The organism is Vibrio sp. J2-3(2022), assembly GCF_021725735.1.
GTDB lineage: Bacteria > Pseudomonadota > Gammaproteobacteria > Enterobacterales > Vibrionaceae > Vibrio > Vibrio diabolicus.
Map to the genome: position 1 here is coordinate 39,187 of NZ_JAKKCK010000003.1, position 11,795 is coordinate 50,981.

Consider the following 11,795-nt stretch of genomic DNA (forward strand, 5'->3'; position numbering starts at 1 on the left):
CCACATTGTGGGGCCTTTTTTGCGTTAATGACGCTGTTCAAATTCATTGTCTGGTGATAATTTGAGCCATACCAGCATACTTATGCTGGGCTACCTCATTTGGAGTCGACAACATGACGCAGCTTAATGGCACTATTTCTGATCAGCTACTCGCAATAGACGAAAACCTAACTCAACTGGTTGCTGATATTGATATCCTCAGTAGCGTGAATCCTCTCAATTATGCTCAGGAAAGAGAGCGCTTTATTAAGAACAAATACTCTCAAGAGCCTAACTTCCAATACTCAACCACCAATCTAGATACTCACAGCGCAAAACGACGTCTGTATGAACTGCCTTTAGAAAATATTCAAGACACCCAATTACAAAAGCTGTACGCGGATGTGATTCAGTCTTACGCAGATAAATTGGATCAAGTGAATACTATCGGTACACAAGAGTTTCTTTATAACTCCCTGCGCTATTACGGAGAGCCGAGCGCCAAAGATATTGCCAACGCCCATTTCATTTTACACCTTCCCACGGAAGAAGAGAGCAAACCGCAGCATGATAGCCGCGCGATAGCACACTTCATGCAAAACTTTGCTCAACGTAATGGATATGAGTGTGAAATACAGGTGTTGGATGGGATGTTAGCAAACGCACTCGTTTCGGGATCTCGAGTCAAAATTAACCACGCAGCATACATCACGACCGATGAGTTAGAGGCTCTCGCACATCATGAAATGGGTGTACACCTTCTTACTACGCTTAACGGTCGTCAACAACCGCTAAAGGTCCTGAGCTTAGGGTGCCCAGCTAATACAAACACCCAAGAAGGGCTGGCTATATTGTGTGAATATCTGTCAGGACATTTCAGTATCAAACGCCTAAGAACCTTAGCCTTACGAGTCCTGGCGGTAGAGTCGATGATCAAGGATCGCGATTTCCGCCATACGTTCATGCTATTAAAAGAACAGTATAAAACGTCTGACCTTCAAGCATTTACAACGACTGCTCGTGTGTATCGAGGAGGCGGTTTGACGAAGGATTACTTGTACCTCAGAGGGTTCCGAGAGGTGCTCAATGCCTACGATAAACTGGGCAATGACTTTTCATTGTTGCTATGTGGGAAAACAGAACTGAAATATTTTGAGCTTATCCGCTCATTAGTGAGCAAACAAATATTCACCCAACCCAAGTTTATTAGCCCGGCACTGTCTGCGCCGAAGCAGACCAACCCTATTCACCGCTATATTGTCAGTGCACTCAAGTAATATCTTCAAAGTACGAAAAAGCAAAAAAGCTCCATTCGGAGCTTTTTTCATATCTTGAAAAACAACACTGGTTACACTGAGAATGGGTAACGAATAGGGTCGTGATGCTCGTATCCTTCAACCCAAAAGTCATCCAGTGTGACCCATGTTTCCAGATCTTCTAGAGATTTAATCTCTGGATTGATGTGGAACGTCGGCGCTTTTAATGGTTCACGTTTCAACTGAACATCACGCATCAGTTCAAGCTGATCTTCATAAACGTGCGCATTCACAATCTTATGAAATGCCTGACCAGGTTTCTTGCCCGTGATTTGCGCCATGATCGCCAAGAACACGTAAACTTGAACCATATTGAAGTTTAAGCCAAGCGGTACATCACACGAACGCTGAGTACTGTTCAGGTAAAGCGTATCATCCAGCAATGAAAAATGGTGGCTATACATGCAAGGACGCAAGCACCCCATGTGGAATTCACCCGGGTTGTAGAAGTTCAAGATTTCACCGCGATCATCAACACCACGCGTTAAGTCATCCACTATCTTGCGTAATTGGTCAACATGCCCGCCATCAGGCTTCGCCCATGCGCGCCCTTGGACACCGTAGACACGGCCCATGTCGTCTTCACCTTTACGGTATGGGTTATTTAACCAAGCATCATTTAGGTTGGCATTGGCATCCCAGGTTTTCGTGCCCAGCTTACGAAAATCTTCCGCATTATCGTAACCACGAATGTACCCTAGTAGCTCTGCAACGGCCGCTTTCCAAAAACTTTTACGTGTGGTTACCAACGGAAATTGATTGTTCGCAACATCGTAGGTTAAATCCGCGTTGATTACGGTCAGGCAACGCTTGCCTGTACGCTCATTTTCAACCCAAACACCTTGGTCAACGATGCGTTGACACAAATCTAAATACTGTTTCACACCAATACCTTACTTCGTCTTTTGTGGTAACTCGTCTTTGTAATGACCACGTTTGTATGCCCAAACCATCATTAGGACACCGATAACCACCATTGGCAGGGATAAAATCTGTCCCATGGAAATAAAGCCACCGAATAAACCCAAATGAGCGTCTGGTTCGCGCACGTACTCAACTAGGAAGCGGAATGTACCATATCCAGCTAAAAATAGCCCTGAAACAGAACCTAGAGGACGAGGTTTCTTGATGAACCAATTCAAGATGAAGAAAAGTACGATACCTTCAAGCGCCATTTCATAAAGCTGCGATGGATGACGTGGCAGTGGACCACCATTTGGAAAAACGATCGCCCAAGGCACATCCGTTACTCGGCCCCACAATTCGCTGTTCATGAAGTTACCTAAACGCCCCATACCCAAACCAAATGGCACAAGCGGCGCGATAAAGTCGGCAACACCGAAGAAAGTTCGCCCGTTTTTGTGTGCATACCAGAACATCGCGGTAATAACCCCCAGTAAGCCCCCGTGGAAAGACATACCACCGGTCCACACTTTAAACAGATACAAAGGATCAGCCAGGAAGAGCTCAAAATTGTAGAAAAGCACGTAGCCAACACGGCCACCAATCACCACGCCAAGAAAGCCTGCGAACAACAAATCAGAAACCTGTTCTCGTGTCCAACCACTTCCCGGCTTATCCGCACGTCGGTTCGCCAACCATAGGGCGAACATAAAGCCCACAAGGTACATCAAACCGTACCAACGAACCGAAACAGGACCAATAGAGATTAAAACCGGATCAATATTGGGAAATTCAATATATCCCTGAGACATAAATCATTCTCTTCTTATCACAACAAAATAAATATACCCAAGTAACCTCTAGATGCTTGGTTCAGCGAGAATGACTTGGGTACAAACTTAGAGCAGCATGGTCGCTGCTACAAACATTAAGAACACCGCAAATATCTTTTTTAATACCGCAGTTGGAAGGTTAGTTGCCAGCTTTGCGCCCACTTTTGTTGTGAGCATCGAGGCCATGGCAATTGCTAATAAAGCGGGAAGATAAACATAGCCAATACTGTATGAAGGCAAGCCTTCTACTTTGTAGCCATGTAAGATGAAACCGATCATACCAGAAATAGCAATCACGCAACCACAAACGGAAGATGAACCTACCGCTTTACGCATTTCTATCCCGTGTTTATTTAAAAATGGGACCGATAGTGAACCGCCACCAATACCAGCAAGGCTTGATACGACACCAATCCCCGTGCCATATGCAACGGTCACCGGGCTGCTCGGCATAGGTTTACTGCTCGTAACTTTAATGGAACGGAACATTTGTACTGACAGGCAAAGTACAATCACACCAAATACTTTCGGCAAGTAGTGCGTAGGGATCCACTCAGCAATATTGGCACCGACAAAACCACCTATAACCACACCTGGCATCAACCATTTTACGACGAACATATCGACATTGCCGAGCTTAAGGTGATTCATCGCCGATGAGCCTGACGTGACAATAATACTCGCTAACGAAGTGGCTAGGGCCATGTGCATACTCATTTCTGGAGAGATTCCAGCAAGAGGAAGCAAATACAACAAGGCAGGAACAACAATCAAACCACCACCGATACCGAGTAACCCCGCCATCACCCCCACAAAAGCGCCTAGCGCCAACAATAACAAAAATAAAGAGACGGTCACGATTTCCTACTTTTTACCTGCACGGATAAAGCCCGCAAAACCCTGTTGGATGAAGAAGTCATGCATCATTTGATGAATGTCCTCCCCGTAGGACTTTGTCATTGCTTGCTCCGCTAGTTTTTCTAATTCTTCTTGTTGGCTATGACGAATCAAATATTTCACCTTAGCCACGTTGGAGGTGTTCATACTCAAACTGGTATACCCTAACCCAAGTAAGAGAAGAGCGCCAAATGGGTCACCAGCTAACTCACCACAAATACACACTGGCACCTGATACTTATCGCACACATCATGGATTTGCTTAAGCGCTAACAGTACCGCAGGATGCATAGATTCATAGACATCCGCGACGCGCGAATTGTTCCTATCAACCGCTAATAAATACTGGGTTAAATCGTTTGTCCCGACAGAAACAAAATCAACACGGTGAGCAATCGTTGGCAATAAATACACCATTGATGGCACTTCGATCATGACCCCAACTTGTGGGAATTGAATTCTATCATCAAGCAATACGGCTTCGCTGTGGGCTTGATTAATCAAGCTAATGGCATCGTCTAGCTCTTTTACCCCAGACACCATTGGCAACAAAATACTTAAGTTACCGCTTTCTGCACTCGCCCTTAACATTGCACGCAGCTGGATCAAGAAAATATCTGGGTGATCCAATGTAAAACGAATGCCACGCCAGCCTAAAAACGGATTATCTTCTTCGATGGGCAAATATGGCAAAGGTTTGTCACCACCAATATCCAAAGTGCGCATCACCACTCGTTGATTCGGATAACTGTTGAGTATCGCTTGGTATTGATGATACTGCTCATCTTCCGACGGAAAGTGATGCTGAAGTAAAAATGCAATCTCAGTTCGGTACAACCCAACACCATCAACACCTGTATTGATGGCAATATTACTGTCTGCACTGAGCCCCGCATTGAGCATAATTTCGATATGGTGATTATCTTGCGTAACCGCAGGGAGTGCGAGGTCCTTGTTTACCATGGCAAACAATTCAGACTCTTCACTTACTAAACTGCGATACTCTCGCAATAATTGACGGTTTGGCTCTAGGAAGATCTCGCCCGTATAACCATCCACTATCCCGAGTTTGCCATTCACCACATCCGGGTTAATGTTGGCGCCCATGACTGCGGGAACTCCAAGTGCGCGAGACAAAATAGCCGCATGAGAGTTCGCGCCACCTTCTAGTGACACGACGGCTAACAAAAATTCTTTAGGTACAGACGCGAGCAAGGTGGCTGTGAGTTCATTCGCCACCAAAATAATGGGACGATCAATTGCAGAATTTTCTTGCTCACTGTTATGTAGAAAATAGAGCAGCCTTTGCCCTAACTCTCGGATGTCTTGCGCTCTCTCGCGCATGTAGACATCCGACATTCTGGCAAATCGATTCGAGTATGATTCTACCACTTGGCGTAACGCCCAGTCTGCCCTATCTCCTTTTTCAATCTGCTTCTTCAAATCACCGCGAAGCATCGGGTCATTGAGTAAGTGCGTAAACAGATCGAAGATCGCCAGCGCATCTTTGTTGATTTCACTGTCCAGCTTTTTCCGCATACGGCGAAAATCATTTAACGCTCGCTCTATGGCCACCAGCAATGTCTCGTGCTCACGTTCCTTATCTAACGTGGACGATGGGAAAACATCCGATAAACTCGGTTGGGTATTGTCGAACCAAAACTCTCCAATCGCGACACCAGTAGATGCAGGCAAACCTTTTAATACCGTGGGTTTAGATGCCAACTGCCAATGCCCAAGATTCTGCGCATGCGCAATAAGCACTGCTAGCTGAGCGGACAACGTGACAAGAAAAGACTCTTCCATTTCACTGAACAAGCGAGGTGTTTTTTGCTGGATCACCAACACACCTAAAACTTGTTTTCGATGAATGATTGGAGTGGCTAAAAAGGAGTGGTAAATCTGTTCGCCGAGTTGAGGGAAGAATTTAAACTCGGGATGTTTTGAGGCTTCGGCAAGGTTGAGTGGCTCTGCGCTTCGTTTAACCAACCCAACCAAGCCTTCATTGAAGTTGATATGAATACTATCACCTTCAAAAATAAGGCCTTGAGTTGCCATTAACTCAAGGCGCTGCATTTCTTCATTAGCAAGATAGATAGTACAGCACTCAGTGCGAAGGGCAGCACAAGTCTCTTTCACCAATATATCGAGTGCCAGATGCACATCATCGACCCTGGAGACTTTCTCAACTATTTCCCTTAGCTGACTGAGCATGATTATCCTCTACGTTGCTTTTTTCTTTTCCCTTTCGCTTTTCTCTCTCGAAAAGGCATGGCTAAGGATGCAAACTCTTTCATCGCTCGTCGATAAACATCTCGCTTGAAAGAAACAACTTGCCTAACTGGATACCAGTAACTCACCCAGCGCCAACCATCAAATTCAGGGGATTTTCCGCGTTGCATATTAATACGAGATTCATCGCATTCTAATCTCAGCAGAAACCATTTCTGTTTTTGGCCGATACAAACAGGCTTGGAGTCCCAACGCACCAATCGCTTTGGTAGCTTATATCTTAACCAATGACGACTTGTTGCAATGATCTTAACGTCTTTTTTCGTTAAACCGACTTCTTCGTATAACTCCCTAAACATGGCTTGTTCAGGGGTTTCACCTTCGTCAATCCCACCTTGTGGAAATTGCCATGAGTGTTGCCCGTATCGTTTAGCCCAGAAGACCTGACCATGGTTATTACATATCACAATACCAACATTAAGTCGGTAACCATCGCCATCTATCACTGGCTAACCTCTATGAATAAATTTTTATTACCGTGATTTTTCCACATATCCCCATTACTAGCAAACTTACTGATGTGATATGAGCAAGATTTATTACCTTTTCACCATATTTGGATATCTTTTAATCAAGCCATACCTTATCAACACAAGAGTGAGACATTGCCCACATTTATTCACCTTTTCTGTGAATAACTTTGTGAAGAATTCAATTCAAATGAGTAATTCTGTTCAACCCCATCACAAGCAAAACAAATAAAGAAACAAGAAAACAAGCATAAAACATTGATAAAAAAGTCTTTATTTTAAAAAATAGCGATAAATCGATCTTCAGTTTCTTGATGATCTTTTCACCAAACCCAGATCGGTCAAAGATCCACCAATAGGCTATTTATCCACACTCACCTGCTATTCGTTTAGATAATTACAACAAAATCAACCCCAAAAATGCATTTTAACCCCTGTTTATTCATACAGACCCCGTCAGGATCTTATCAACACCTCCTCCTCCTGTGGATAAGTTATGAATTGATCGTTCTTACACCGCCTCGGTGAAATCTTAAACAGTAGATTTGGCCGGAGTTTGATAAACTATATTTTTTGTAATACCACCTTGTGACTATGAAACCAGAACCACAAACAGAAGCAGAGCTATTGGAACGAGCGCATGATATGGCAGGACTCAGTTTTGCTGAGTTGGCCGCCGAGGCGAATATGATTGTTCCTGAAAACTTAAAACGTGATAAAGGTTGGGTGGGTCAATTACTCGAATGGCATTTGGGCGCTCCGGCTGGCAGTAAACCTCAACAAGATTTCGCTAAGCTAGGGATCGAGCTGAAAAGTATTCCGATCAGTCACTCTGGCAAACCATTGGAAACAACCTTTGTTTCGGTGGCTCCTCTCACAGGTGTTCATGGTCTTACATGGGAAACAAGCCACGTACGCAACAAGCTGTCTCGTGTGCTTTGGGTACCAGTGGAAGGGGAACGAGAAATTCCACTTGCAGAAAGACGTGTTGGTAGCCCACTGATTTGGTCACCAGACGAAGACGAAGAGCGTATTTTACGAAACGACTGGGAAGAGCTAATGGAGATGATCGTCTTGGGGAAATTTGATCAAATTTCCGCCAGACACGGAGAAGCGCTGCATCTTCGCCCTAAAGCCGCGAATGCAAAAGCCCTCACCGAAGCATATAGCTCAAATGGCAAGCCGATAAAAACTCTGCCCCGAGGTTTTTACCTCAGAACACAGTTTACTGAGCAGATCTTACTCAAGCACTACATCAGCACGCCATCTGAGTAATGTTGTTTCCGCCATTTAGTGCGTCACGAGCGATAACTCGATATCACAGTACGAGGCTGCCTCTTCAGTGCCACATTCGTCATACGCATTGTGCAGCCTTAAGTACGCTTTATCTACCCCTAACCTCAGCAGCTCTTCTTTCACCAAATCTAGCGAACCGAAATGTATCGGATCTTCACCGTCTTTAATCGGCTCAAGTTGATGCTTGTACTCCACTGCTAGCAAATAGTCAGAGACATCAGAACACCCAATCACAAATACTTTGGGAGTTTTATAAGTATCTTTATGGGGACCGTGTAACCACATGTCCAATTGATGCTTCTGCATAACGTACCTCCTTTACACGATCATTTAAGTGTAGTTAGGCTATGTATAGCTTTCGAGTTTGGTCTTCCTTTATACGTAAATCATTTGCGATAGCGGTTAAAAATCCCCTATATTGGAATCACTTATTTAGTCGGTAACTCTTCAAGGACGTGATATGCAATACACAAAACTACCGCACTCATCACTTGAGATCAGTAAAATCTGCCTCGGAACCATGACGTTTGGCGAGCAAAATACAGAAAAGGACGCCTTTGAACAGCTCGACTTTGCCCTTGATCATGGGGTGAATTTCATTGATACCGCAGAGATGTACCCTGTACCTCCCAAAGCGGAAACGCAAGGACTCACCGAGCAATACATCGGTAATTGGTTAGCAAAGAGCGGCAAACGTGAAAAAGTTGTGCTGGCAACAAAAGTGGCTGGCCCTCGTGGTGTCCCTCACATCCGAGACAACATGAGCCTTAATCGTCGCCACATCCATACAGCAATTGATGACAGCCTTAACCGCCTGCAAACGGATTATGTCGATTTATACCAATTACATTGGCCTCAACGCCAAACTAACTGCTTTGGTCAACTCAACTACCCTTACCTAGACAAACAAGAAGAAGTCACATTAATTGAAACCTTGGAAGCGCTGACTGAGCTAGTGAATGCAGGCAAAGTACGCTACATCGGTGTATCAAACGAAACGCCATGGGGTGTGATGTCATTACTGCGTTTAGCTGAAAAGCATGATTTGCCACGCATTGTCTCGATTCAAAACCCATATAACTTGTTGAACCGCAGCTTCGAAGTTGGCTTGTCTGAAATCAGCCACTATGAAGGTGTCCAGCTACTGGCCTACTCTCCACTGGCATTTGGCTGCCTAAGTGGCAAATACTTGAATGGTGAGAGACCAGAGGGTGCTCGATGCACGAAGTGGGAGCGTTTTGCGCGCTACTTTACTCCTCAGGGGATAAAAGCGACCGAAGCTTACGTCAATTTAGCCCAAGAGCATGGTTTGGATCCTGCACAAATGGCACTCGCATTTGTCAATCAGCGCCCATTTGTAGCATCTAATATTATCGGCGCGACCAACCTCAACCAATTAAAAACCAACATCGACAGTATCGATCTAAAACTAAGCGATGAGCTCCTTACTGAGATTCAAGCAATTGGTACAACCTACTCGAATCCATGCCCTTAACAGTAAAGCTCCCCTCAAACGAAAACAGCTGACCTTCAAGGTCAGCTGTTTATCAAATGAAGTATGACTTCATATCGCACGTTAAGCGTGTTGAATGACTCGATAGCAACTCAGTCAGTCCAACACGCTAACGATTACGTCATTATTCGCGACGTTAAAACTCGACGAAGGTGACGAACTCGACGTTCAACTTTTACTGCATCCGGAACATTGGCGCGTGTGGAACGACCATCGCTATCTAAACCAATATCCCTCAATAGATGAACATTCGTCCATGGAACATCATGAGCAGTGCGGCGTATGGTTCGCTGCCATTGCTTTTCTTCGCGTTTAAGGTCTGCTTTCAATAGCAAAGTTGCCAGTTGTAGGTAAATAGAGTGACGCATAATATTTTCTCCGATTATCGATGTATTCGACTGGGAAAAATAGTGCGTAAAATGAACAGAAGTGCTCTGTTGATACTAAGCCGCTACTTTTCCGCAGCCTAGTAATAAATAAGATAGGTTACGGATTAATTTTTATCTTGTGAGCCAGTGGTATTGGTATCATCCGACTTAAGAGTCATCGGAGCGATAGGCATACGATCAGCGCAAGCAGTGGTGTTAACAACGTAATGTTTCATCTTGCGCCTCCTAGCTAAAAATTAATCCGTTTATGAAAGGTATAACTCATTGAGTTACGGTTAAATTGTAAGCTTTGATGAATATATATCAAACATTTTTTGTCTTTTTGATTAAAAACAAATCAATACACCGCAATTCAGTTTCATATACTTTTCTATATAACATATTCACCTAGGGAATATATAAAATTACGGATTTTATAAATCAAACTGAATACAAAACAAAAAGAGCGGCTTTGTAGCCACTCCTTTACTGATATTCATTCACCAATTTAACTTCAGAAAGAACAAATTACATGGCTTGATCGGAAATCAAATTATGTTTGTTCAGTAGTCGATACATGGTCGCGCGTGAAACACCAAGCTCCTTCGCCGCATTCGAAACTTGACCAGAATGCGATTCCAAAACAACCAGTAACGCGTCACGCTCACTCTTCTCACGAATCGATTTCAAACTACGCTTTGAGTCATTACGCTGAGGCAAATCTAGGTGATGCTCTTCAATCATTACGCTGTCAGACATCAGAACCGCTCGTTTCACTTGGTTCTTCAACTCACGTACGTTACCTGGCCAGAAATAACGTGTCAGTGCCTTGAGTGCATCCTCAGAAAAGCTTTTTGCTTGCGAGTTATACTCTTTAGAAAACTCTTGTAAGTAGTAGCGCGCTAACAAAGAAATATCGCTCGCGCGCTCTTTTAAGCTCGGGACATTAATGCGTAATACATTAATGTAGTGATAAAGCTCTTCATTAAAATCTCCGTCAATCAAGGCTTTTTCTACATCTGACGAGTTAGCCGCAAGGATACGCACGTTGACCGCTTTTACACCATCTTTGGTATCAATGGTGCCTTCTTGCAAGAATCTCAGCAGATTCATTTGTTGCTCTTTTGAGATGGTAAGAATGTCATTAAACAACACCGTACCGCCATCCGCTTGTTCGAGCATGCATGCTTCCATATCTTCATCGGCGTTAATACCAAATACTTCCGCCTGGAAACGTTGCTCATTGAGCGCGCGACAGTTAATTGCCATAAACGGTTTATGAGAACGTGAAGAGACTTTGTGGATAGCGCGAGCAACCGCTTCTTTACCTGTACCACTTTCCCCAGAAATCAGAATACTGACGTCCGTCGGACCGATTCGCTTTACTTGATCGCGTAAACGCTTCATCGGGATAGATTCACCGATCAGCCCCATGTCTAAGCTGCTACCAAAACTAGGCCAAACTTTTTTCTCCAACTTGAGCATACCAAGCTGGTGACCAATCGTGCTTAAAAGCTGGGCATCCGGGATTGGCGCAGTGAAAAAGTCGATACAAAAGTTAACAATGAACTGGCATATGGTGTCAGTGCCAAGCTGAGATTCACGAATAAATGCTAACCAACGCACGTGTTTGTGAGAACTGACTAAGTTCGCCAAACCGTTCAAGCTGAATTCGTCATGGCTGAGATCGACAATACCGATACATGGACCAATATCCTCTAACAACGTATTAGCTTTGCGTAAGTCACCCACTTGGTGACACTTCCAGCCCACTTGCTCAAGTACTGATAACCAAGGCTCATAAGTACCGCCAACTACCACAAGCGATCCCGGGATGGAATCCATCTTAAACTGCCCAGCCATTCTCTAACCCTTTTCATTGTTAATAGAAATTTTGCGCCACAAACCTATCTTTGCGAGCGGGTAAC

General features: G+C 44.2%; 11 protein-coding genes. 3 read left to right on the forward strand and 8 right to left on the reverse strand.

All coding sequences use genetic code 11. The features are described 5' to 3' along the window. Window positions 1–113: 113 nt before the first annotated feature. Entirely contained in the window at window positions 114–1,256 is a 1,143-nt protein-coding gene (locus tag L3V27_RS12630; RefSeq protein WP_006743340.1) for a flavohemoglobin expression-modulating QEGLA motif protein, read from the forward strand. A gap of 71 nt (window positions 1,257–1,327) precedes the next feature. On the opposite strand, the gene L3V27_RS12635 is transcribed toward L3V27_RS12630, so the two are convergent. The 5 genes from L3V27_RS12635 to rppH form a co-directional block, all read right to left on the reverse strand. Further along, window positions 1,328–2,179 carry a thymidylate synthase gene (locus L3V27_RS12635; RefSeq protein WP_237311981.1) on the reverse strand — a complete coding sequence of 284 codons (852 nt, stop codon included), beginning with the start codon at window positions 2,177–2,179 and terminating at the stop codon, window positions 1,328–1,330. A 9-nt stretch (window positions 2,180–2,188) separates the two neighbouring features. Continuing rightward, complete coding sequence (gene lgt / locus L3V27_RS12640; protein WP_005381948.1) at window positions 2,189–3,010, reverse strand: prolipoprotein diacylglyceryl transferase; 822 nt, start codon at window positions 3,008–3,010, stop codon at window positions 2,189–2,191. A gap of 87 nt (window positions 3,011–3,097) precedes the next feature. Next, window positions 3,098–3,889 (reverse strand): sulfite exporter TauE/SafE family protein, encoded by a 792-nt coding sequence (locus tag L3V27_RS12645; protein WP_006743341.1) that lies wholly within the window; start codon window positions 3,887–3,889, stop codon window positions 3,098–3,100. A 6-nt stretch (window positions 3,890–3,895) separates the two neighbouring features. After that, window positions 3,896–6,142 carry a phosphoenolpyruvate--protein phosphotransferase gene (gene ptsP / locus L3V27_RS12650; protein ID WP_047009107.1) on the reverse strand — a complete coding sequence of 749 codons (2,247 nt, stop codon included), beginning with the start codon at window positions 6,140–6,142 and terminating at the stop codon, window positions 3,896–3,898. A 2-nt stretch (window positions 6,143–6,144) separates the two neighbouring features. Continuing rightward, the gene (rppH, locus tag L3V27_RS12655) at window positions 6,145–6,666 is read right to left on the reverse strand and encodes an RNA pyrophosphohydrolase (protein WP_005381953.1); all 522 of its coding nucleotides are present in this window, start codon (window positions 6,664–6,666) and stop codon (window positions 6,145–6,147) included. Between the two features lie 618 nt (window positions 6,667–7,284). On the opposite strand from rppH, the gene mutH reads away from it, so the two are divergent. Beyond that, window positions 7,285–7,965 carry a DNA mismatch repair endonuclease MutH gene (mutH, locus tag L3V27_RS12660; RefSeq protein ID WP_237311982.1) on the forward strand — a complete coding sequence of 227 codons (681 nt, stop codon included), beginning with the start codon at window positions 7,285–7,287 and terminating at the stop codon, window positions 7,963–7,965. Between the two features lie 15 nt (window positions 7,966–7,980). Here mutH and L3V27_RS12665 read toward each other — a convergent pair whose 3' ends face one another. Further along, window positions 7,981–8,292, reverse strand: coding sequence for a DUF6482 family protein (locus tag L3V27_RS12665; RefSeq protein ID WP_005397320.1), 312 nt, complete (start codon window positions 8,290–8,292; stop codon window positions 7,981–7,983). 154 nt (window positions 8,293–8,446) lie between these two features. Here L3V27_RS12665 and L3V27_RS12670 point away from each other — a divergent pair, with 154 nt between their 5' ends. Continuing rightward, window positions 8,447–9,481 carry an NADP(H)-dependent aldo-keto reductase gene (locus L3V27_RS12670; RefSeq protein WP_237311984.1) on the forward strand — a complete coding sequence of 345 codons (1,035 nt, stop codon included), beginning with the start codon at window positions 8,447–8,449 and terminating at the stop codon, window positions 9,479–9,481. A 134-nt stretch (window positions 9,482–9,615) separates the two neighbouring features. Here the strand turns inward: L3V27_RS12670 and L3V27_RS12675 are convergent, their stop codons facing one another. Further along, the gene (locus L3V27_RS12675) at window positions 9,616–9,867 is read right to left on the reverse strand and encodes a hypothetical protein (protein ID WP_005397324.1); all 252 of its coding nucleotides are present in this window, start codon (window positions 9,865–9,867) and stop codon (window positions 9,616–9,618) included. A gap of 528 nt (window positions 9,868–10,395) precedes the next feature. Further along, window positions 10,396–11,730, reverse strand: a complete 1,335-nt coding sequence (vpsR, locus tag L3V27_RS12680) for a cyclic-di-GMP-binding transcriptional regulator VpsR (RefSeq protein WP_237311986.1) — start codon at window positions 11,728–11,730, stop codon at window positions 10,396–10,398. Window positions 11,731–11,795 lie beyond the last annotated feature (65 nt).

What these genes read in the sequence shown, in the direction of transcription:
- L3V27_RS12630 (WP_006743340.1), top strand. Translation starts at nt 114, where the DNA reads ATGACGCAGCTTAATGGCACTATTTCTGATCAGCTACTCGCAATAGAC.
- lgt (WP_005381948.1), bottom strand. Translation starts at nt 3,010, where the DNA reads ATGTCTCAGGGATATATTGAATTTCCCAATATTGATCCGGTTTTAATC.
- ptsP (WP_047009107.1), bottom strand. Translation starts at nt 6,142, where the DNA reads ATGCTCAGTCAGCTAAGGGAAATAGTTGAGAAAGTCTCCAGGGTCGAT.
- mutH (WP_237311982.1), top strand. Translation starts at nt 7,285, where the DNA reads ATGAAACCAGAACCACAAACAGAAGCAGAGCTATTGGAACGAGCGCAT.
- L3V27_RS12665 (WP_005397320.1), bottom strand. Translation starts at nt 8,292, where the DNA reads ATGCAGAAGCATCAATTGGACATGTGGTTACACGGTCCCCATAAAGAT.
- L3V27_RS12670 (WP_237311984.1), top strand. Translation starts at nt 8,447, where the DNA reads ATGCAATACACAAAACTACCGCACTCATCACTTGAGATCAGTAAAATC.
- L3V27_RS12675 (WP_005397324.1), bottom strand. Translation starts at nt 9,867, where the DNA reads ATGCGTCACTCTATTTACCTACAACTGGCAACTTTGCTATTGAAAGCA.
- vpsR (WP_237311986.1), bottom strand. Translation starts at nt 11,730, where the DNA reads ATGGCTGGGCAGTTTAAGATGGATTCCATCCCGGGATCGCTTGTGGTA.